Origin of the sequence: Permianibacter aggregans (genome assembly GCF_009756665.1) — a bacterium.
Classification (GTDB): domain Bacteria; phylum Pseudomonadota; class Gammaproteobacteria; order Enterobacterales; family Permianibacteraceae; genus Permianibacter; species Permianibacter aggregans.
The window spans coordinates 3682921-3703870 of record NZ_CP037953.1 but is presented as its reverse complement, the minus strand read 5'-3'; the positions used below and the strand labels follow the sequence as shown (position 1 = coordinate 3703870).

Sequence of the window (20950 nt, the reverse complement as noted above, 5' to 3'; positions counted from 1 at the left end):
AGCATTCCCGAAACCCCGTTGGCGCTCCCAACGGGGTTTTTCTTTTTCTGGCTTTTTATTTTTGGAGACAAACATGACATTGCGACTGGTGATTCCCAAAGGCCGCATCTACGACAAAGTCAGCGAACTGCTGGGCGAGTGTGGCGTCAGGTTGGCCGGTGCCGAGCGCAGTTATCGCCCGGCCTCGTCGATGCCGGGCATCGAAGTGAAACTGCTGAAAAGCCAGAACATCCCGCCGCTGCTGGCGCTGAACCAGCACGATATCGGCTTTGCCGGTTACGACTGGGTGCTGGAGCAAAATGCCGAGGTCACCGAGCTATTGGATTTGGGTTTCGATCCGGTGCGTATCGTCGCCGCCGTGCCGGAAACCAGCGACATCGATGAATTGAAATCGCGCCGCATCATTGCTGTCTCCGAGTACGAGCAACTGACCCGGCAATTTCTGCAGCGTGAAGGCTTCAATTTCACCTTTGTCCGCTCATACGGCGCCACTGAAGTGTTCCCACCGGAAGATGCCGATCTGATTGTCGACAACACTGCCACCGGTGCGACGCTGCTGGCCAATCGCCTGAAGATCATTGGCACCGTACTGGAAAGCAGCACGCGCTTTATCGCCAACCCACGCGCGCTCGACAATCCGCAAAAACGTCAGGTGATCGAAAACCTGCTGCTGCTGATGAAAGGCGTCATCAATGGTCGCAGCCGGGTGCTGCTGGAAATGAACTGTCCGGAAGATCGGCTGGAAGCGATTGTCAATTTGCTGCCGGCAATGCGCTCACCGACCGTTTCCCGTCTCTATAACGAAAGCGGATTTGCCGTGAAGGCGGCGATTCCAACCAAGGATGTCGCGATGCTGGTACCACGTCTTATCAGCGCCGGGGCTTCCGATATTCTCGAAACGCCAATCCGGAAGGTGGTCTGATGCTGAAACTCGATTTCAACGAACGCTGCGAAGGCACGCCGTTCTGGGCGGCGCAAACCATGCAGGCGCTCGATATGAGCAGTTTGTGGCGTTACCCGGACCGGCAACCGCTGGAACTAGCCATCGCCAAGCGCTTCGGCTTGCGTGAAGCGCAAGTGCTGGCCACCAATGGCGGCGATGAAGGCATCGATCTATTGCTGCGCCTGGCCAAGCGCCAGCGCCGGCAACTGGTGCTGCCGTTGCCGGCGTTTTCGATGTACAAGATCACTGCCGCCCGCAACGAACTTTCGGTGATCAGCATCGATGGCAAAGCCAATCGCGCACTCGATCTCGATGCCGTTGTTGAACCGATTCAGGCCACTGGTCGCTTGTTGGCACTGACTTCGCCGAACAATCCCACCGGTGAAACGATCACGCGTGAACAATTGATTTATCTGATCACGCAAGCGCGTGCTTTCGGCAACCCGGTATTGCTCGATGAAGCCTACGCCGAATTCGCCGGTGAAAGCGCGCTGGATTTGCTGGAGCAGTTCGACAACCTGATCATCCTGCGCAGCTTTTCGAAAGCTTTTGGTCTGGCTGGTCTGCGCGTCGGTTGCCTGCTCGGCCAGGAAAAGTGGCTGAACGATCTGCGCAACATGGCACCGCCATTCAATCTGTCGACACCATCGATTCTGATGGCGAGCGCGGCCTGCCAGCCACAAGCCTTGAGCGAAATGGAGAACTATTGCCGGACGATTGCTAGCGCCCGTGATGAACTGCGCGAAAAACTGCTGCAACGCGGTTTCGAAGTATTACCGAGTCAAGGCAATTTTCTGTTGTTGCCGCTGTCACCCGCACGCGCCGAGCTGGTCAGCCGTTATCTGCAACGCTTTGGCATCAAAGTTCGCGCCTTTACCGAAAACGAATTGCAGGGTTGTTTGCGCATCACGATTCCGAGTGACACTCAGTTGCTATCAGATGCCTTGCTGACGGCGCTTTCACCGGAGCTTTTATGTCTGGATATGGATGGTGTTCTGGTCGACACCCGCGAAAGTTACGATGCCTGTGTCAAAGCGACGATCATCGCGCTCGGCGGTAAAGAGCCCAGTGATGAAGCCTTGCGCGAAACGCGTAACAGCGGCGGTTACAACGATGACTGGACACTGACGCAAGCCTTGCTGCAACGACAGGGAAAGCAGGTGGATTATGAGCAAGTCAAAAATCTGTTCCAAACGTTCTATCTGGGCAGCGCGCAATCGCCGGGTTTGCGACTTAAGGAAAAAGCTGTGCCGACCGAAACAACGCGGCAACGACTGGCCGCCACCCGCTACGCCATCTTCACCGGCAGGCCACGCATCGAAGCCGAAGCCGGCACCGAACTCTGCCGATTGAGCCCGGTGCAAATCGTCAGCCGCGATGATGTGCAAAACGGCAAACCCGATCCAGAAGGCCTGCTGCAATTGCGTAGCAAGCAACAAGTGAACGCGCTGTGGATGGTCGGCGACAGTGTCGATGACATGCGTGCAGCGCGCGCCGTCAATGCCGTTGCCATCGGCATTGGTATCGACAACATCGAAGCCCTGCTCGCTGCTGGTGCCGATACCGTGCTGGCTGACATCAATGCCTTGGGAGAATTGCTGTGAGCATTCAACTGAACCGTAAAACCAAAGAAACCGATATCCGCTTGCAACTGGATGTCGATGGCAACCGGCAAGTCAGCGTGCGCACCGGTCTCGCCTTTTTTGATCACATGCTCGAACAACTGGCCTTTCACGCTGGCTGGAACTTGACTATCGATGCCACAGGCGATATCGATGTCGATGATCACCACATGATTGAAGATGTCGCGATTGTCATTGGCGATGCACTGAATCAGGTGCGGCAAGCTCGTCCTGGACTGGCACGTTATGGTCAGCGCCTGTTACCGATGGATGAAACGCTGGTGCTCTGTGCAGTCGATTTATCGGGCCGGCCAGCAGCGGTCATTGATCTGCCGTTCAAGCGCGACGCCATTGCCAATATCGCCACCGAAATGTGGCCGCATTTTTTCAAAACTCTGGCAATACGTGGTCAGTTTGCGCTGCATATCAAGACCGAATATTTCGAGAATCACCACCACCTGATTGAAGCCGCTTTCAAAGCGCTGGCGCGTGCGCTGCGCGAAGCGTTGAGTGTACAAACCAGTGAAGTCACCAGCACCAAGGGAGTGCTCTGAACGTGCAGAACATTGGCATTATCGAAACCGGTGCCGGCAACCTGACCAGCCTTGAGGCGGCTGTTGCCCGCATTGGGTTAACACCACGGCGGTTAAAACAACCGACGCTGGATGGCATCGATCAATTGATCATTCCCGGTCAGGGGCGTTTTGGCCCGGTGATGAAAACGCTGAGTAACGCTGGCTGGCTGGACGTGTTGAAAGGCTGGTTTATTCGCGAGAAGCCCCTGCTCGGTATCTGCGTCGGTCTGCAAGTATTGTTTGAAGCGAGCGAGGAAGACAGCAACATCGCCGGTCTTTCGATACTGCCCGGTGTCGTTCGCCGCCTGCAAAGCCCGAAGCAACCGATGATGGGTTGGGCGCCGGTGCGTTTCAACAAGGCATTGCAAACACTGAATGGTGATGCCTATTTCGTCAACAGTTTTGTCGTCACCGAATCAGACAATGCCATTGCTTACACCGATTACGGGCAGCGTTTTGTAGCAGCGCTGCGTGTCGGCTCCTGGACCGCCTGCCAGTTTCATCCGGAAAAATCCGGCGCTTATGGCGAACGCCTGTTGCGTCAGTGGCTCAGGTCGGAGACGGTCGCATGAACGGTTTGCTGAAACGCATCATACCCTGCCTCGACATGAAAGACGGACGCGTCGTCAAAGGCGTCAAGTTTGTTGATTTGCAGGATTTGGGCGATCCGGTAGCACTCGCCTACCGCTATCAACAACAAGGCGCCGATGAAATCGTGCTGCTCGATATCAGCGCCAGCCCGGAAGGCAAACGCACCCAGCTTGATATTGTCCGGCAAGTGGCGCGCACGCTATCGATTCCGTTCACGGTTGGCGGCGGCATTCGCGAACTCGACGATATCTATGCGTTGCTGGATGCCGGCGCCGACAAGGTGTCGATCAATTCGGCAGCGCTGAAACAACCGGAGCTGATTGATCAATCGGCAAAACAATTCGGTAGTCAATGCATCGTTGTCGCCATCGACTTCCGTTTGCCCGAGCAAAGCCATTTTGAAGTGTTGAGCCACGGCGGCCGCACACCAACTGGTAAGAATGCTGCGCAGTGGGGACATGAAGTGGCTGAACGCGGCGCTGGAGAATTGCTGCTGACTTGCATTGATCGGGATGGCACCGGCGAAGGCTTCGAGTTGGCGTTGACCGCCGAGCTGGCGCGCACGATGCGTATTCCAGTCATTGCTTCCGGTGGCGCAAAAACTTCGGCGCATTTTGTTGAAGCGTTTCAGCAAGGTGTCGATGCGGCACTCGCGGCCGGCATCTTTCATCGCGGTGAACTCGATATCCGGGAACTGAAAGCCGAATTACGCAACAGCGGTATCGCTGTGCGCACTGAAATCTGATTCGAGATAACAACATGTTAATACCAAGTATTGATTTATATAACGGCCAGGCCGTGCAATGGCGTCAAGGCAAAGAAAAAGTGCTGGCACGCGATGATGTCGAGCAACTGCTTGAACAATTCTCGCTGTACGGTGAAGTCGCGTTGATCGACCTGAACGCGGCGCTCGGTGAAGGTGACAACAGAGCCCTGATCAAGTCACTGCTGAAGCGCCGCCCCTGCCGGGTTGGCGGCGGCATTCGCAATCTGGAAACCGCGATCGAATACCTGAAAAGTGGCGCCAGCAAAATCATTCTCGGCACTGCCGCGCGAGAAGACTGGGTCAGCAAACTGCCGAAAGACGCATTGATCTTCGCCATTGACGCCAAGGGCGATGAACTCGTCACTCGCGGCTGGACCGCCGGCAGTGGCGAACAGGTGCTGGATTTGATTCCGGAAATGGCCAAACGCTGTTCGGAATTTCTCTATACCCAAGTGCAAAAAGAAGGCATGTTGCAAGGCCTCGATGAGCCACGCGTACGCGCCGTCGTCGAAGCCTCGCCGATACCGATCACCATCGCCGGCGGCATCACGACGCTCGATGACATTCGCTTGCTTCGTTCGCTTGGCGCCAACGGTCAGATCGGTATGGCGATTTACACCGGTCGCTTTACGCTTGAAGACGCACTGATTGCCGGCATTGATTTCGCCAAACAGGATGGCCTGATACCGACCATCGTTCAGGACGCGCTGAGCAATGAAGTGCTAATGCTGGCGTATTCAAACGAAGAAAGTTTACGAGCAGCACTCAGCGAACGTGCCGGCATTTATTTCTCCCGCTCGCGCAATCAACTCTGGCGCAAAGGCGAAACCAGCGGCCACGTTCAGCGCCTGCAGAAAGTCGATGTCGATTGCGATGGCGACACGCTGATTTTCAGGGTCGAGCAAAGCGACGTCGCCTGCCACCTGAACCGCTGGTCCTGCTTTCCAAGCCAGCGCCAGCGCTTCACACTGAGCAGTCTCGATAAAGTGCTTGAGCAACGCCAAACCCATGCTCCGGCTGGTTCGTATACCAAAACCCTGTTTGATGTCGAAGCCCTGCGCGTCGCCAAACTGCGGGAGGAAACCGAAGAGCTGATCGAAGCGACAGAGCCAGAACATGTGCGCTGGGAAGCGGCCGATTTGCTTTACTTTGCCTTGGTCAACGCCAGAGCGAAAGGTGTGTCGCTGGCGGAGATTGAGAATGAACTTAGGGCAAGGCAGAAATAGTTGCGCTAGCGCTTTGAACAAAATTTACTGGACTCCCGCCTTCGCGGGAGTGACAGAATATGTATCAGGATTTAAAACCAGTAATTGCTTTTTCTTTCGAAGTCACCAGCATCGAAAAGAAAAAACGGGGCCCCCGTATGCGCCAGCCGGCAACGAGTCATCGTAGGCCGGGTACGCCAGCAGGGATAGCTGGCGTAGCACTGATAAGGCATGGATGCCGCGTCAATGCGGCCCGAGCCGGAGATGACTCGTTGCCGGAACGGCCAAGTCGAAGCAACAGCTCTCACCTGGCGCTTCGGGGCGCGCTTTGACGAATGCCATCCGTGGCATTCGCCCTACGGGCGGCTCCGCCGTCCAAATTCGCTCCGGCGAATTTGTCTTTGGTTACTTTCTCTTGCGCGAACAAGAGAAAGTAACCCGGTCGCCGGTCCGGGAACCGGCAAAGGTTGGAATCAAACTCGACTGATCCCGTGAGGAATACATTCGAAGTCGAGATTAACAGAGTCTGTATGCCACAAAGTGAAAGCCCAAATGATCCTCAACACTAGTACTTGGCAACGCCCCACCCTGGCCGATGAACACGAAATCCAAACCCGCGTCGGCGCGATGCTTAACGACATCCGCGAACGCGGCGACATCGCCATTACCGAATACTCAGAGCGCTTCGATCGCTTCGCACCGGAAATCATCGAGCTAAAGCCATTCGTTGACTACCAACTGGCACCAGCTTTAGCCGAAGCGATTAAGCTGGCCGCGACCCGCATTGAACGCTTCGCGAAGAAACAACGCGACTCACTGACCGAAATGCAGTTCAGCGATGAATTCGGCGAATACGGCCAGCGTCTGCTACCGATTGAAAACATGGCGGCCTATATCCCCGGCGGTCGATTCCCGTTGATTTCGACGGCTTTAATGACCTTGATTCCAGCCCGCATAGCCGGCTGCGTTTCCCGTGTCGCACTTTCGCCCAGCGATCACCCTGCTCTTTTGGCAGCAGCCAGTCTTGCTGGCGCCACGAAATTCGTTCGTATTGGCGGCGCACAAGCGATTGCGGCGGCAGCTTATGGTTGCGAGTGGCTCTCGCGCGTCGACATGATTGTTGGCCCCGGCAATGCCTATGTCGCCGAAGCGAAAGCGCAGCTGCAAAGCCGGGTACGTATCGACACCGTCGCCGGTCCAAGCGAAGTGCTGATCCTTGCTGATGGCAAGCAGAACGTAGCATGGCTACTGGAAGATGCCATTGCCCAGGCCGAACATGGCCCGGATGCGCTGGCCGTTGTTGCCTCGAATGGCAGACAATGGCTGCAGATGTTCGAGCAATCACTGCAAAAAAATGAATCCGCTCGTGCGCTCGCAGAGCGTCAGCAAATCCAACTGGTTTTCGCCGAAACAAAAGCTGATCTGATCGAATTTGCCAATCGCTTCGGCGCCGAACATTTGATGCTTTGCCATGAAGGAATCGGTGTAGAAACTATTCGCCACGCCGGCGCCGTGTTTATCGGCGCCCGCAGTCCGGTGGCGCTTGGCGACTATCTATCGGGCCCGAATCATACTTTGCCGACGGTCGCCAGCGCACGCCGTTCATCGGGACTTTCAGTATTGGATTTTCTGCGCGTGCAGACAGTGCAGACGATTCGTAACGGCAGCGTGTTATATCAAGCTGCTGCCGAAATCGCTGAGGCGGAAGGACTACAACACCATGCCAGAAGTTTGCGCCTGCGTATGCCGTAACACAAAGAGTGCGTGACCGTTAAGACTCGCGAAAAACCAGCACAGGTATTTTGCAGTGGGTCAGCACTTTCTGTGTCTCACTACCGAGCAGCAGTGAAGCGACACCGCGACGGCCATGCGATGACATGAAAATCAAATCGCAGCTATTTTTCTTCGCGGCTTCAATAATGCCCTGCCAGGGAGCATCGTGAATATCCGTGACATCGTTATGCTTGACGCCTTCGGCATCGGCATGATCAGTGGCGGTTTTCAGCAAGTGCTTGGCTTCTTTTTCCCGTGACTCAGCAAACATCTGCTGGGCGCCGGCATCCATGATGACGCCTTCGCCAGCGAGCAATGGCGGCACAAACGCCGGCTGAGCGTGATAAAAGGTGATTTGCGCTTTCGCTTCCTTGGCAAACTTCACGGCGCGCTTGACGGCCGCAATCGACAACTCGGAACCGTCTACCGGTACCAGTATTTGCTTGAACATGTTCACCTCCGTTTGCTGATTCTATCTTTTAAGCATAGTTGCTTTATCTGGATACAATGAGTGCTATACCGAGTCAGGAAATTGACCTGGCTCAATCCGGACGCCGCCGCTCCAGTAAAACCGTATCCAGCCACTGGCCATTGCGCTCGGCGATACGTTCCCTGAAACCCACCCTGCGGAATCCACATTGCTCGTGCAGGCGAATGCTGGCGTCATTGATGCGCAATATCGTTGCCTGCAAGGTCCAGAAACCCTGTTGCTCAGCCAATTCCACCAGTCGCTGCAGCAGGGCTTTGCCAATGCCTTTACCGGCGTGAGCCTGAGCGACATAGACACTGATTTCGGCAACGCCCTGGTAACAAGCCCGGCTGGAAAACGGCGATAATACGGCCCAGCCAATGACACCACGATGATCCTCGGCTACCAAACGCGGTGATGACAGGAAACGCTGATCAAATCCCTGCCAATCCGGACATGTCGTTTCAAACGTGGCAATGCCGGTGGCAATGCCTTCGGCGAAAATGCGCAGCACGGAGTCAGCATCACTGGCCAACATCGCGCGCAAATGCCAGCCGCTTTGCTCACTCATCTCAACCGAACCACTGGCTCAGCAATCCTTCACGCCACAACCACCAGACGGCGATGATCAGCACCGCGAGCAAGACAATACCGGGCATCACGCTTTTCGGTTCATACGGGTCTTTCAGCGAGCGACGCGAACCTTCCGGCAGCTCCGCCAGCGCCGTCAATTCACGACCGAAAGCAATACTGATTTTGGCGTCGGCATTGACCGCCCAGCCGTTGGCGTCGAGCAGCGGCGCCAGATTTCGTCGACGCAGCTTGAACCAGGCGAGCAACATTGAGGGCCCGGAAATCAGCAGGATGATGCCAAGAATGGCCAATGGCATTTGCCACCAGAGCAGGCCGAGAAAGCCGGTGATTACCGCCGCCAGCGCTGTACCGATGGCGCCAATGGCCAAACCGATCGCGGCGAAAATACCAGCGAATTTGGCGACATCAAACGTGGAAGGCGCTTTGCTGCCCGCCTCGGCGGTTTTCGCCGCATCACCAACGCCAGCGGCTGACTTGGTTTCAATTTCCTTGTCTTTGGCGGCGGCAAATTTCTGCACTTGTTCGGAAATCATTCGTGATATCCGTCGGTAGGGCATGAAAAACGCCTCGCGTACACTGATCGGGTGCTCGACGATTTTCGTCACGGTGGCGTCCCAGTCACGACCCTGCTGATCATAAAAAATACCGTTGCGGCCGATCATCAGGTTGCCGGAATCACCAGCGGTAACGGCAGCGACGATGGTTCGATTTTCCTTGCTGCCAGGGCGGTGGCAATCGAGATATAACAAATAGGTGCCACTGTGGTTGGCCATTTTCGCGTGTTTGCCAGCGTCCAGCACTTCGACGCACAAATCACAACTGCGCGAATCGATATACAAACGACCATTCTGGAACACGGCCGTTTTTTTTGGGTGATAGAACTGCTCCAGATTGACAAAATTGCGCAGCAAATCGCGCAAGTTCGCCTGATAACGAATCAGCTTGTCGACATCGAGCACACTTTCCGCCTCGGATTTTTTTGCCGCATCCTTGATGCTCAAATCGCGCAGCACTTCAATGGTGGCGCCTTGCAGAATCTGTTGCAGGCGTTCATCGCCCAGTGCCGAAACCGCGGTTTTCGGTTTGTCGTTCAGCCACTGATCGTAGGGCTGTAGCAGCGCATTCAATGCCTGCCATTGTTCAAGACTCAGTTCTTCCTGTCCGTTTTTTTCATTCAGGTATTCGGCCAATTTATGCAAGGCTTCGCGCCAATGCGGATGCACACCACCCCGCAATGGTAAACGGCCCTCGGCGTTGACATGAGCAATCGGCAGATGATCAATATTGACTTCGCTGGTGCTGAGCAACTTACGCGACAAGTTGGCAAAATCATCGCTGGAGGCATTTAGTGCCGTTGTCGCTTGCGGGTCATAAGCGGCCAGTTGGCAACGAACAAAGAAATCATCGACTTTGGCTTTAAGCGTTTGCACCAAGGCATGAACATCGGCCGTTTTGTCGGCGAACGGCAACTCGACTTGCTTGCCCTGCTCGCGCCATTGCAACCAGGTTTTCGCTTCACCCAGAAAACCGTCTATTTGATCGGCGGTGATACCGGGCTCACCACTGCGATCGGTGCTGGTGAAGCCGCTGACCAATATGTCGCGCACCAGTTGCCGCTGTTCGCCATCGTGGGCCAGCGCTTCCGGCACGACACCGTCGCCATTGAACTGATCGGCCGGAAAAATTTTACTCAGGTCTTTGGTGTCATCGACCGACAGCGCTTTCGCTTCCGGCTTCTTGAGGTTTTGCAGAATCTGTTGCGCCGAAGCTTGCAGGCGGGCGCCTTCTTCACTCATCGCGTCGATGGCGGCCAGCGGCAATTCATTGCCCTTCAACAACACATCCGGTTGTTTCAGTACCGACAGGCACCAGGCAACCGCCGCCTGCACTTCCTCCACCCGCACCCGACCGTCGTTGTCACTGTCGAGATACTCGAGCGTGCGTTGGTCGAATTCCAGGCCTTTGACCGGACAGCTCAGTGCTGCCCACAGCTTTTTATCCAGCGAACCGAGTTGTTGCCAATCATCAATAGAATCGAGCCGAACCTGATCAAAACCGCCAGACCGAAAAAACCGCCACTGGTGAGCCATCCCCATCTCCTTTGTTCTGCGTTTTTCTGCCGAGCGCAGGCGCTCTGGCTAAACGGCACAATAGTCGATTGCGAGGCTCACTGCCAGTGACGGCGAGATGACCAGGCTCAGGTCGCTGCCTTCAAGGAACGGATGTAATCGGCCAATTGCTCGGTGCTGCATTGCGTCGTTCTGGCAACCAGCGCCGAACCGACAATGACACCGGCCGCGCCCTCGCTGATCGCCTGCGTCACCTGTTCCGGCGTTGAGATACCAAAGCCGAGGATTGGTGGTGCCGACTGTTGTTCCTGCAAACGCCGCAGCAGATGCGACAGCGGCATGCCGGCCTGGGTTTCCGAACCAGTCACCCCGGCACGAGACAGCAAGTAAACGTATCCCTGCGAGCGCGCGGCGACCTCACGAGCGGTCGTTTCCGACGCGTTCGGGGGCAGAATAAACACGGTATCGATGTCATGCTGTTTGCCGGCATCTTGCAATAAATCGGCTTCGCGCAGTGGCACGTCGGGAACCAATATCGAGTCGACGCCAGCCACTTTCGCCTGCCGATAAAACTCGGCAACACCGCTGGCGTAAACAAGATTGGCATAAACCAGTAGGCCGATCGGTAGCTCGGCATATTTCGCGCGCACCTTGGCAACGATTTGCAGCGCGCTTGCCGGCGTCACGCCGGCTGTCAGCGCACGGTTGGCGGCCTGCACAATCGTCGGGCCGTCTGCGACCGGGTCGCTGTAGGGAATGCCAAGTTCCAGTCCATCTGCGCCGGCATCGATCACGGCACAAATGGTCTTGAATGAGGTTTCCGGATCCGGATCGCCTAGCATCAGAAATGGAATCAACGCGCCTTTTTTCTCGTCGCGCAAACGGGCAAACATATGCTGGTAACGATTCATGATCAAAGCTCTCCCCGCTCAGCCAAAATGGCGCGCACATGATTCAAGTCCTTATCGCCGCGTCCGGACAGATTGACGATGACATTGAGCGGCTTGTTTGCCGTTTCCGCCATCCGAATGACATGCGCCAGCGCATGGGAAGACTCCAGCGCCGGAATGATGCCCTCTTCTTTCGATAAACGCTTGAACGCCTGCAGCGCCGGCTCATCATCAATCGCGACATACTCGGCGCGACCAATGGATTTCAAGTAAGCGTGTTCAGGACCGACCGCCGGATAGTCGAGACCAGCGGATACCGAGTGCGATTCTTCAATTTGGCCATCGTTGTTTTGCATCACGTAGGTAAACGCGCCATGCAAAATACCCGGCGTACCGGCGCACAGCGTTGCGCCGTGTTTGCCGCTGGCGATGCCTTCACCACCCGGCTCTACGCCAATCAGTTTGACGCCTTTGTCGTCGACAAAATCGGAAAAAATTCCGATGGCGTTACTACCGCCGCCGACACAGGCGACAACGGCATCGGGCAAGTGGCCTAGCTGCTTTAGAATCTGCTCGCGCGCTTCGCGACCGATAACGCGCTGAAACTCGCGCACCATCAGCGGGAATGGATACGGACCTGCCGCCGTACCGAGCAGATAGTGCGTGGTTTGAAAACTTGCGGCCCAATCGCGCAGAGCTTCATTGACGGCATCTTTCAGGGTGCCGGAACCGGCAGTCACCGGAATCACCTTGGCGCCGAACAGCTCCATGCGGAACACATTCATTTGCTGGCGCTGCACGTCTTTGGCGCCCATGTAAATGACACATTCCAGACCGAGCAAAGCACAAGCGAGCGCCGTTGCGACACCATGCTGGCCGGCACCGGTCTCTGCGATAACACGCTGCTTGCCCATGCGCTTGGTCAGCAGCGCCTGCGCCAACACCTGGTTGGTTTTATGAGCGCCACCATGCAGCAGATCTTCGCGTTTCAAATACACACTGATGGGTGAGTCAACGAGAAATCGTCGACATTTGTACAGCGGTGTTGGCCTGCCGGCGAAATCCGCCAGCAGCGCATTCAACTCAGTGAGAAATGCTTGATCATTTTGCGCCGCGTGAAATGCCTCGGCCAATTGATCCAGTGCCGGCATCAACAACTCCGGCACATACTGACCGCCAAATTCTCCGAATCGGGTTGCTTGTGGGTTCATCACACACTCTCTTGATTAGTACGCAAGCCTTGAAAAAGCTGCGTCAGTTTCTGGGAATCCTTGATACCGGGCGCGCGCTCGACACCGGAATTGACATCGAGTATGCCAACACCGGTAGCAGCTGCCTCACTGATATTTTCTGGCGCCAAACCACCGGCGAGTACCAACCGTTTTGCGTCTGGTGCATGCTGCAATAAACGCCAATCGAAGCGGGTGCCATTACCTCCAAGTTGACCGCCATGACCGCTATCGAGCAACAAGCGATCAGCGATGATCGTTTCGACCCGGTCTTGCTCGGTAATGCGCTGCACCTGCCAGACTTCTGCCTGAGGGCAGCGCTGCTTAACGGCCTGCACCTGCGCCAGCGAATAATCGCCATGTAATTGAATGGCATGCAATCCCAGCTGGGTTTGCAGCGAGGAAATTTCGTCAATCGTTTGGCCGGCAAACACACCCACATAACGCAGCGGCGCCGCATGCATGATGTTTGCTGCTTGCGCCGGTTCGATTTTTCGCTTCGAGCCTTCGGCGAAAATCAAACCGCCATAAACGGCGCCCGCCTTGAAAGCTGTTTCGGCATCCTGTGGCCGGGTCAAGCCGCAGATTTTCACCTTGCCGAACACCAATTCGCGCGCCGCCAACGCCACGGAGTCGCTGCTCATCAACGAGCTACCGACCAAAAACGCTTTCGCATGGGGCGCCAATCGCTTTACATCATCGTGATCGCGAATACCGGATTCGCTGACGACAATCCGGTCAGCCGGAATCAGCCGCGCCAATTTTTCGGTAGTCGCCAAATCGATTTGCAGGCTGCGCAAGTCGCGATTATTGATACCGATGACTCGGGCGTTCAACGTCAACGCTCGTTGCAACTCAGCTTCGGTATGCACCTCGGTCAGAATGCCCAAACCGAGCGCATCCGCTTCGGCAGCACATTGGCGGTACTCCGCGTCGGTAAGTACCGACAACATCAGTAACACGGCATCCGCACCATGAGCCCAGGCTTCGCGTACCTGGATTGGATTCAACACAAAATCCTTGCGCAATACCGGCGCCGATACGCGCTGACGCACTTCGCGTAAATGCGACAAGTGGCCGCCGAAATATTTCTCATCGGTCAGCACCGAGACGACATCAGCAATGCCATCATAAGCGGCGGCGATTTCAGTCAAGGAAAAACTGGCACGCAACGTACCTTGTGACGGTGACACCCGCTTGCACTCCATGATGAAGCGTTTGCCAGGCGCAGACAGTGCCGCATAAAAATCGCGCACTGGCCCAAATTCGCTTGCTCGTTTGAAGTCGATATTACTCGCGAGCAGGACGTCCACTTCCGCAGCCTTGTTGGCGCAAATATCGGCCAGCACGCCTTGCAGCTCAAGCGGCATCGCGCACCTCATTCAAATAACGTTGCAGATAGGTTTCGGCAACACCGTCCTGCAACGCAGCCATGGCAAACTCGGCACCACGCTTCAAGCTGTCTGCTTTGCCAGCCAAATACAAACCAGCGCCGGCGTTGGCAGCTATCGCGGCACGATAGGCTTCCGATCCTTTGCCGGCCAAAGCCTGCAGCAAGGCTTCAGCATTGTATTCCGGCTCACCGCCGGCAATCGCGGAAACCGGGTAGCGCGGTAAACCAAGCTGCTCAGGGGTAATCGTACAGGACTTCAATTCTCCGTCACGCAATTCGACAACTTGCGTTTCGCCATGCACAGCGATTTCATCGACTTCGCCATTGACCACCAGCGCACGACCAACGCCCAACTTTTGCAGGGTTTCGGCAACCAGTTTCAGGTAACGCGCATCATACAAACCAATCAAACGCAAATTCGGCCGCGCTGGATTGATGATCGGGCCAAGCAGATTGAACAGCGTACGAACTTTCAATGTTTGACGCACCGGCATCGCATGCTTGACGCCAGCGTGATACTGCGGTGCATGCAAAAATGCCAGTTGCAAATTATCGAGCAATTGCCGCGAACGCGCAGGCCGAGCATCAAACGGAATGCCGAGAATTTTCAGCACATCAGTGGAACCGCTTTTTGAACTGACCGCGCGATTGCCATGCTTGGCCACCGGCACACCCAGCGCCGCCAAAACAAATGCCGTTGCGGTAGAAACATTCAGCGTTGCCAAGCCATCACCGCCGGTGCCACAGCAATCGATAAAGTCGTAATCCGGCGTGGCAAACGGTTCAGCGGCGGCCAACAAGGCACGGGCTGCGCCATACACTTCTTCGGCTGTTTCGCCTTTGCAGCGCAGGGCAACCAGCATCGCGGCCAACTCCAATGGCTCGCAATCGCCGCTAACCACGTTGGCGAAGAATTCCTGGGTCTGTTGCCCGCTCAGCGATTCGCCGCGACAGAGCTGATCCAGTGCAGCGTTCATGCGGCTTTCTCCTTCAGCGTTTGCAACGCATTACCCAGCATGACCCGGCCATGCGTGCTCAAGATGGATTCCGGATGAAACTGTAAACCGACCAGCGCGTGTTGCTGATGACGGATCGCCATAACCAGCTCATCGACATCGGCGATGGTGTTCAACTCATTCGGTAACTTGGTCGCCAACAACGAGTGATAACGGCCAACCCGCACCTGCGATGGCAAACCTTCAAACAAGGCATCCGGCTTTAACTGCACGAGCGAGCGTTCGCCATGTAGTGGCTTCGGTGCGCGATCAACAACGCCGCCAAACGCGACCGTCAGTGCTTGATGCCCTAAACAGATACCGAGCAGTGGATAACGCCCCTTTACCGCATGAATCAACTCGATGCAGACACCGGCGTTTTCCGGTGTGCCTGGTCCTGGCGACAACACAATCAACGGATCATGCATCTGCTGCAAACGCTGCAACAAGAATTCGAGAGGCCGATCATTGCGCTGCACTTCAACCTTGGCGCCCAGGCAGCTCAAATCTTCGACGAGGTTGTAGGTAAACGAATCGAAATTATCGATCAGCAAGATATCACGCATGATTTCCGCTCCTGCCATTAGCAGCAAGACTGGCGCCATAAATGGCACGCAACACACTTTCGGCTTTGCGCCGGGTTTCATCCGCTTCTGCGGCGGGATCGCTAGCCAACACAACGCCTGCGCCAGCCTGCACCGTCGCCTTGCCGTCACGCACGACTGCCGCACGGATGATGATGGCGGTATCCATATCGCCTTGGCCATTCAGATAACCGACTGCACCACCGTAAGCACCACGCGGTTTGCCTTCCAGTTGACGAATGATTTCAATCGCACGCAATTTCGGCGCACCTGAAAGCGTGCCCATAGGCATCGAAGCGGCATAGGCATGCAATGCATCAAGTCCGGGCTTCAGCGTGCCGGCGACGCGTGACACCAGGTGCATCACCCGCGAATAGCGCTCAACGGTCAGTAATTGTTTGACCCGGCGGGTACCAGGCGCCGCGATACGTGCGACATCGTTGCGAGCCAAATCGACGAGCATCATGTGCTCGGCAATTTCTTTTTCATCGGCGCGTAAATCTGCCTCAATACGGGCATCGTAATCGGCATCAATTTCGCCACTGACATTACGGCCGCGGGCGCGGGTGCCGGCTATCGGGCAAACTTCGATTTCGCGGCTTACGCCATCGACTTTTACCGCCGACTCCGGAGACGCACCGAACAGTGTGTAGTCGCCGGTGTTGACGTAAAAAAGATAGGGACTGGGATTTTCCTGCCTTAGCACGCGATAGCTTTGCAGGGCATCGGCACACGGCAATGAGAAACGGCGGGAAATGACAATCTGAAACGCATCGCCTGCCTGCAAATGCGATTGTGCCTTTTGTACTTGTCGCTCGAATGCTTCGTCCGCGATATCGATTTCGACATTGACGGCCGCTGCGCCTGCTGGTGTTTCCTGCTTGCTGACGTGGCGCAGCGTTTCCGATAACGCCACCAATTGCCGGCTCATGTCATTTTCGATGCGCGCGCTCTGCTCGCCTTCGGTAACCAGCGCATAAGCACTGACCGACTGACCCGCTCGCGGCAGTTGCAACACCAACTCCGGCAGGAACAAGGTGAACAATGGCTTATCCTGTTCACCAGGCAGCGCCGGCAGTTGCTCGAACAAACGAATCGTTTCAAAACTGAAAATGCCGCTCAGCATGAACAGTTTTGCTTCGTCAGCGTGTGAAGCGTGAAGCTGGCTCAACAAGCTGCGCAACAGATTCAGTGTTGGCTCCTGCAACAAACGTTGCTGCTCGTTTTCTGCTGAGTTCGCTACCGAAAGTGGCAGTGACAATTCATCGCCGCTACCGCTGATCGCTGTTTCGCTCAACGTGCTCAATCGCTGCAGCAACTGACGGCCATTGCTGGTCAGAGCCCGCACCCGGATTTCGTTCAGGAAACCATCGATGCGCAAACACGGCGACAACAGCAACAGACTTTTGCCGGCCTCCGGCGTCAAACCATCGGCGGTTTCCAGCAGCACCGAACCTGGCGTACGGCCGCTATCGGTCAGTGCCGCAAACACGTCGACGGCACGCTCAATCGGCGGCATCTGCCGTTTGATGAAACGATAATCGCTCATCACAGCGTCCGCCCGACGGCTTCGGCAATTGTGCGCAGCTCGCGCACCATTTGCAGGAACTGCGGCGGCGTCAGTGATTGCTTGCCATCGGACAGCGCCTGCGCCGGATTGCGGTGGGTTTCGACCAGCACGCCATCAGCGCCACAGGCAATCGCTGCACGCGCCATCGGTGTCACCAGCTCGCGAATGCCGGTACCGTGTGAAGGGTCAACCACAACCGGCAAGTGCGTTTTCTGTTTCAGGTAAACGACAGCATTCAAATCAAGGGTATTGCGTGTTGCCGTTTCAAAGGTACGGATGCCGCGTTCACAAAGAATGACGTTGTTGTTGCCACGGGCCAGAATGTATTCGGCGGCCAACATCAGTTCTTCGATGGTCGCGGAAAGCCCGCGCTTCAACACGACCGGCATACCGGTATCGCCAACGGCGCTGAGTAAACGGAAGTTCTGCATGTTACGGGCGCCGATTTGCAGGCAATCGACATGATCAACGAACAACGGCAAATCGGCGGTGTCCATCACTTCACTGACGGTTGGTAGGCCGGTTTCGCCGGAAATTTGCTTCAGCAGCTTCAGCCCCTCTTCGCCGTGCCCCTGAAAGCTATAAGGCGAACTGCGCGGCTTGTAGGCACCGCCACGTAAAGCGACACCGCCGGACTCTCTGACCGCGAACGCGGTTTCCCGCAGCTGATCTTCACTTTCAACCGCACACGGCCCGCCAATGACCACAACCCGCTCACCGCCAACGCTTACCTTGCCGATCTTCACTTCGGTGTCATGACCGCGCATATCGCGGCTGACCAGCTTGTACGGGGTCAGAATCGGTTTGACTGACTCAACCAACGGCTCGCTTTCCAGGTTCAACTCGGCCAGCACCCGCTCATCGCCAAGCGCCCCCAACACCACCCGCTCGACACCAGGCAGGTACAAGGGCTTCAAGCCACGCTCCTCAATCCGCTGCATCAGACGCATCGCGTCGTTTTCGGTTGCTTCAGGCTTCAGTACAACAATCATTTTGGTTCTCCTAACAAGGGTTTAATCAACAAATCAAAAACGAATAAACAAAAAGGCCCGCACAGTGCGGGCCTTGTCTGGTTCCGGTGTTCCAGCCGGTTTATTCCGGCCAACACGTCCCCTGCCCGCGTCCGCAGACCTGCCACCACCAATGCCAGCATTGGTTCGTGATAGTTGGGTAAGTGATTGAATTCATTTATCTTTCATCCAAATTTTGGTCACAAAAAAGCCCGCTTTGAGCGGGCCTTTTGGGAGTCTGGTTGCGCGATTAAACTTAAGCTGCACACCGATTTCCACACATGGACAGGCCCGCGGATGGTAGCCACCACCAGCGCCAGGCTTTATGTGCAGAAAGGTTTTTCGCGTTCATGGTTGGCGAAGTTATCGGCTCGACTGGTCAGTGTCAAGCCAGAATTTCAGTCGCAGCAAAAAGTTCATAAGCACTCAGGCCGGGCGTTTCAGCACCGCGACCAGACTTGCACCGACCTTGGCGTATCCTGTTGGTGTGATGCTGACCAGCTCCCAACCGATCTGCCCGAGGTTGTTCAGCTGCTTGGTCAACTCCTCGGTCTTCAGCTTTCCGGACCAGAACGACACCTCGCCAATTTCCAAGGTTTTGTATTCCCACTTCTGTGCAGCCACGTTGCTCTCCCTTACTGAACGAAATAGCCGATTACCCGATACTGGCCATCGTCTTCGCGCTGAAAACTTAAGGTCTCTATTGCTGCGGGTTTATGGGCAAATTTGGTGTTGAATACAACGACCATGTAATCGCCATTTGACAAACCCGGAAAGGATTCATGTGCAGTCACCGAGTTCAATGCTCTGGATTGCATTTCACCTGCCTGTTGCCGAACACCCTCGACCGCGGCTGACCACTTTTCAACATCCACCGCCTCACGCATCAGCTTGCCACTGCTGTCGTAAGCCTGCTTCAACTGTTTCGCGTCAACTTTCTGCAGCCATTGGGTAGCGGCCGCAACCGCCTCATCGTTCGCTTGCACGGTCATTTCGGCATTGCTGATTCCAGCCAGCAGAAAGCACATCATGCTGCAGATCGTTGTCATCCACTTATTCATCACCACTCCCCTTCTCTATCAGTACATCCACGTTTGGTTTTTTCATGCGTCCATTCTTGCGCAGGGCTTCGCGCAGCACGAATTCGATTTGCGCATTCAGGCTACGCAAATCGTCATCGGCCCAGCGCTGCATCGCTTCGAGCACCTGTCCATCCACGCGCAAGGCGAACGCCTTTTTACTCACGCGCTTTGCCTCCCAAAATAAATTGGGCAAGGGTCGGCACCAGCTCCGGCGCTAGCGGCACGACAGGATTGGTGTAGGCATTTTGCTGAGCAGCGGTGTCTTTCGAAGCGACATGCTTCAGCACATGATTCATTTCGGGAATTTCGCGATGACGGATGTTGTTTTGCTCAGCCAAACGCGTTGCATCTTCAGCACCGACCTGAATATCGGTTGCGCCGGAAAGGCTGAAAACGGTAGTGCCCAATTGGTCGGCTTCGCGAGCCGGGTCATAGCGAAACCAGCTCTGTAAATAGGGCTGCACACTGGGGCGAAACAATGAGGCAAGTTCGGTCGGCACTTTCGCAACCAGCTGACCTTGCTTTAACACATTCATGATACGAGTGGCGTCGTCGACCAGATGCGGGGCATTGCTGGTCAATTGTTCGCGAATAATTTGATCGGCTGGGCGACCGGCCGCACACAACAGAATGACCGCATCCACTTTTTGCAAACGCGCCGCCAACGTCGCAATCAAGCCACCTTCAGAATGACCGATAACGTAGCGCTGCTTGTAACCACGACGCTCCAGCTCAGCGAGCCAGGCGGCGGCATCATTGACATAGGTTTCAAAGCGTAGGTTCGCTTCCTGCAGGTTTTCCTGTTTGCTTTCACCTATGCCACGCTTGTCGTAACGCAGCGTTGCAATACCTTGGCTGGCGAGACTTTGCGCCAATTGCTTCAGGCTATCGTTGCTGCCGGGAATCAGCGGATTATTGCCGTTGCGGTCGGTCGGGCCGGAACCAGCGATGATCAACACCACCGGCGTCGGCTTGGTCGTCAACGGTTGCTCGAACGTGCCGTGCAACGTGACATCATTGCGACTAAGCTGCATCGGCTGCGAACGGAACATTTCTGCTTGCGCAGACGGGATAATTGCCAGCAGAGCAACCATGGTTAAAACGAATGTTCTCATCGCGTTTGCTCCTGCTGATAGTGCTGCCATTGTTGTTGCAGCACGTCGTGCAGCGCTTGCACATTTTCCGGCATCAGGATTTTTCGGCGGGTCAGCCCATGCTGCCTGAAATGCACGGCAACGCCGTATGGCTGCTTAGCCATCGGCAATCGATAGAGCCGGATATCACGAACCGCTTTCCAGTGAATACCGAGACGGAACGGCCCGACAAATATCGCCACACCCTGACCGCTGACTTCATAACGCACATGATTGAGCATGAACAGACTGAGCAGGCTGGCGGCAACCAAAATCAGCACGGCAATCAGCGTACTGGTCAGTTCATTGTCAGACTGGCCTTCGATGCCGCCGGAAAAATGGCCGGTCAATGCCAGTGCCAGAATGATCAACACCATCGGCACAATGATTAACACCTGCACCAGCACTGAACGTCGCATGGCAAACTTGTGCGTCATGATTCCTTCCTTCGCCTTTC

At 55.7% G+C, this 20950-nt stretch carries 22 protein-coding genes; 7 read left to right on the top strand and 15 right to left on the bottom strand.

Translation table 11 applies throughout. The features are described 5' to 3' along the window. Positions 1-73 precede the first annotated feature (73 nt). The 7 genes from hisG (at position 74) to hisD (ending at position 7454) form a co-directional block, all read left to right on the top strand. The gene (gene hisG / locus E2H98_RS16710; protein WP_133592382.1) at positions 74-922 is read left to right on the top strand and encodes an ATP phosphoribosyltransferase; all 849 of its coding nucleotides are present in this window, start codon (positions 74-76) and stop codon (positions 920-922) included. Beyond that, positions 922-2547, top strand: a complete 1626-nt coding sequence (locus tag E2H98_RS16705) for an aminotransferase class I/II-fold pyridoxal phosphate-dependent enzyme (RefSeq protein WP_133592380.1) — start codon at positions 922-924, stop codon at positions 2545-2547. The genes hisG and E2H98_RS16705 overlap by 1 nt, the downstream gene beginning before the upstream one ends. After that, entirely contained in the window at positions 2544-3119 is a 576-nt protein-coding gene (gene hisB, locus E2H98_RS16700; protein ID WP_198325159.1) for an imidazoleglycerol-phosphate dehydratase HisB, read from the top strand. The genes E2H98_RS16705 and hisB overlap by 4 nt, the downstream gene beginning before the upstream one ends. A 2-nt stretch (positions 3120-3121) precedes the next feature. Then, entirely contained in the window at positions 3122-3712 is a 591-nt protein-coding gene (gene hisH, locus E2H98_RS16695; protein WP_198325158.1) for an imidazole glycerol phosphate synthase subunit HisH, read from the top strand. Then, positions 3709-4476, top strand: a complete 768-nt coding sequence (gene hisF / locus E2H98_RS16690; RefSeq protein ID WP_133592374.1) for an imidazole glycerol phosphate synthase subunit HisF — start codon at positions 3709-3711, stop codon at positions 4474-4476. Before hisH ends, hisF begins: the two co-directional genes overlap by 4 nt. A 14-nt stretch (positions 4477-4490) precedes the next feature. Beyond that, positions 4491-5723: a bifunctional phosphoribosyl-AMP cyclohydrolase/phosphoribosyl-ATP diphosphatase HisIE gene (hisIE, locus tag E2H98_RS16685; RefSeq protein ID WP_133592372.1), complete on the top strand. Its 1233-nt coding sequence runs from the start codon at positions 4491-4493 to the stop codon at positions 5721-5723. Between the two features lie 531 nt (positions 5724-6254). Then, on the top strand, positions 6255-7454 hold the full coding sequence (gene hisD, locus E2H98_RS16680; RefSeq protein WP_133592370.1) for a histidinol dehydrogenase: 1200 nt from the start codon (positions 6255-6257) through the stop codon (positions 7452-7454). Between the two features lie 19 nt (positions 7455-7473). Here hisD and E2H98_RS16675 read toward each other — a convergent pair whose 3' ends face one another. The 15 genes from E2H98_RS16675 to E2H98_RS16605 form a co-directional block, all read right to left on the bottom strand. Next, the gene (locus E2H98_RS16675; RefSeq protein ID WP_133592368.1) at positions 7474-7926 is read right to left on the bottom strand and encodes a universal stress protein; all 453 of its coding nucleotides are present in this window, start codon (positions 7924-7926) and stop codon (positions 7474-7476) included. 91 nt (positions 7927-8017) lie between these two features. Beyond that, positions 8018-8515, bottom strand: coding sequence for a GNAT family N-acetyltransferase (locus tag E2H98_RS16670; protein ID WP_232475426.1), 498 nt, complete (start codon positions 8513-8515; stop codon positions 8018-8020). 1 nt (position 8516) lies between these two features. Next, positions 8517-10628 (bottom strand): hypothetical protein, encoded by a 2112-nt coding sequence (locus E2H98_RS16665; protein WP_133592366.1) that lies wholly within the window; start codon positions 10626-10628, stop codon positions 8517-8519. A gap of 107 nt (positions 10629-10735) precedes the next feature. Then, positions 10736-11518, bottom strand: coding sequence for a tryptophan synthase subunit alpha (trpA, locus tag E2H98_RS16660; protein WP_133592364.1), 783 nt, complete (start codon positions 11516-11518; stop codon positions 10736-10738). Positions 11519-11520: 2 nt separating this feature from the next. Next, positions 11521-12708, bottom strand: coding sequence for a tryptophan synthase subunit beta (gene trpB / locus E2H98_RS16655; protein WP_133592362.1), 1188 nt, complete (start codon positions 12706-12708; stop codon positions 11521-11523). Then, a complete protein-coding gene (gene trpCF / locus E2H98_RS16650; RefSeq protein ID WP_157591432.1) occupies positions 12708-14096 on the bottom strand; it encodes a bifunctional indole-3-glycerol-phosphate synthase TrpC/phosphoribosylanthranilate isomerase TrpF in 1389 nt (462 codons plus the stop codon). The genes trpB and trpCF overlap by 1 nt, the downstream gene beginning before the upstream one ends. Continuing rightward, positions 14086-15096 carry an anthranilate phosphoribosyltransferase gene (trpD, locus tag E2H98_RS16645; RefSeq protein WP_133592358.1) on the bottom strand — a complete coding sequence of 337 codons (1011 nt, stop codon included), beginning with the start codon at positions 15094-15096 and terminating at the stop codon, positions 14086-14088. The genes trpCF and trpD overlap by 11 nt, the downstream gene beginning before the upstream one ends. Further along, on the bottom strand, positions 15093-15680 hold the full coding sequence (locus tag E2H98_RS16640) for an anthranilate synthase component II (protein WP_133592356.1): 588 nt from the start codon (positions 15678-15680) through the stop codon (positions 15093-15095). The genes trpD and E2H98_RS16640 overlap by 4 nt, the downstream gene beginning before the upstream one ends. Further along, positions 15673-17247, bottom strand: a complete 1575-nt coding sequence (locus E2H98_RS16635) for an anthranilate synthase component 1 (RefSeq protein ID WP_133592354.1) — start codon at positions 17245-17247, stop codon at positions 15673-15675. The genes E2H98_RS16640 and E2H98_RS16635 overlap by 8 nt, the downstream gene beginning before the upstream one ends. Then, entirely contained in the window at positions 17247-18260 is a 1014-nt protein-coding gene (gene aroF / locus E2H98_RS16630) for a 3-deoxy-7-phosphoheptulonate synthase (protein WP_133592352.1), read from the bottom strand. Before aroF ends, E2H98_RS16635 begins: the two co-directional genes overlap by 1 nt. 444 nt (positions 18261-18704) lie before the next feature. Next, on the bottom strand, positions 18705-18902 hold the full coding sequence (locus E2H98_RS16625; RefSeq protein ID WP_133592350.1) for a DUF4177 domain-containing protein: 198 nt from the start codon (positions 18900-18902) through the stop codon (positions 18705-18707). A gap of 11 nt (positions 18903-18913) precedes the next feature. Continuing rightward, entirely contained in the window at positions 18914-19339 is a 426-nt protein-coding gene (locus tag E2H98_RS16620; protein ID WP_133592349.1) for a DUF4019 domain-containing protein, read from the bottom strand. Then, a complete protein-coding gene (locus tag E2H98_RS16615) occupies positions 19332-19523 on the bottom strand; it encodes an Arc family DNA-binding protein (protein ID WP_133592347.1) in 192 nt (63 codons plus the stop codon). The genes E2H98_RS16620 and E2H98_RS16615 overlap by 8 nt, the downstream gene beginning before the upstream one ends. After that, positions 19516-20475, bottom strand: a complete 960-nt coding sequence (locus tag E2H98_RS16610; RefSeq protein WP_157591431.1) for an alpha/beta hydrolase — start codon at positions 20473-20475, stop codon at positions 19516-19518. Before E2H98_RS16610 ends, E2H98_RS16615 begins: the two co-directional genes overlap by 8 nt. After that, positions 20472-20930, bottom strand: a complete 459-nt coding sequence (locus E2H98_RS16605; RefSeq protein WP_133592343.1) for a cytochrome c oxidase subunit II — start codon at positions 20928-20930, stop codon at positions 20472-20474. The genes E2H98_RS16610 and E2H98_RS16605 overlap by 4 nt, the downstream gene beginning before the upstream one ends. Positions 20931-20950: the final 20 nt, after the last annotated feature.

Coding starts and splice junctions, on each gene's coding strand:
- hisG (WP_133592382.1), top strand. CDS start 74: ATGACATTGCGACTGGTGATTCCCAAAGGCCGCATCTACGACAAAGTC.
- E2H98_RS16705 (WP_133592380.1), top strand. CDS start 922: ATGCTGAAACTCGATTTCAACGAACGCTGCGAAGGCACGCCGTTCTGG.
- hisF (WP_133592374.1), top strand. CDS start 3,709: ATGAACGGTTTGCTGAAACGCATCATACCCTGCCTCGACATGAAAGAC.
- hisIE (WP_133592372.1), top strand. CDS start 4,491: ATGTTAATACCAAGTATTGATTTATATAACGGCCAGGCCGTGCAATGG.
- hisD (WP_133592370.1), top strand. CDS start 6,255: ATGATCCTCAACACTAGTACTTGGCAACGCCCCACCCTGGCCGATGAA.
- E2H98_RS16675 (WP_133592368.1), bottom strand. CDS start 7,926: ATGTTCAAGCAAATACTGGTACCGGTAGACGGTTCCGAGTTGTCGATT.
- E2H98_RS16670 (WP_232475426.1), bottom strand. CDS start 8,515: ATGAGTGAGCAAAGCGGCTGGCATTTGCGCGCGATGTTGGCCAGTGAT.
- E2H98_RS16665 (WP_133592366.1), bottom strand. CDS start 10,628: ATGGCTCACCAGTGGCGGTTTTTTCGGTCTGGCGGTTTTGATCAGGTT.
- trpA (WP_133592364.1), bottom strand. CDS start 11,518: ATGAATCGTTACCAGCATATGTTTGCCCGTTTGCGCGACGAGAAAAAA.
- trpB (WP_133592362.1), bottom strand. CDS start 12,708: ATGAACCCACAAGCAACCCGATTCGGAGAATTTGGCGGTCAGTATGTG.
- trpCF (WP_157591432.1), bottom strand. CDS start 14,096: ATGCCGCTTGAGCTGCAAGGCGTGCTGGCCGATATTTGCGCCAACAAG.
- trpD (WP_133592358.1), bottom strand. CDS start 15,096: ATGAACGCTGCACTGGATCAGCTCTGTCGCGGCGAATCGCTGAGCGGG.
- E2H98_RS16640 (WP_133592356.1), bottom strand. CDS start 15,680: ATGCGTGATATCTTGCTGATCGATAATTTCGATTCGTTTACCTACAAC.
- E2H98_RS16635 (WP_133592354.1), bottom strand. CDS start 17,247: ATGAGCGATTATCGTTTCATCAAACGGCAGATGCCGCCGATTGAGCGT.
- aroF (WP_133592352.1), bottom strand. CDS start 18,260: ATGATTGTTGTACTGAAGCCTGAAGCAACCGAAAACGACGCGATGCGT.
- E2H98_RS16620 (WP_133592349.1), bottom strand. CDS start 19,339: ATGAATAAGTGGATGACAACGATCTGCAGCATGATGTGCTTTCTGCTG.
- E2H98_RS16610 (WP_157591431.1), bottom strand. CDS start 20,475: ATGAGAACATTCGTTTTAACCATGGTTGCTCTGCTGGCAATTATCCCG.
- E2H98_RS16605 (WP_133592343.1), bottom strand. CDS start 20,930: ATGACGCACAAGTTTGCCATGCGACGTTCAGTGCTGGTGCAGGTGTTA.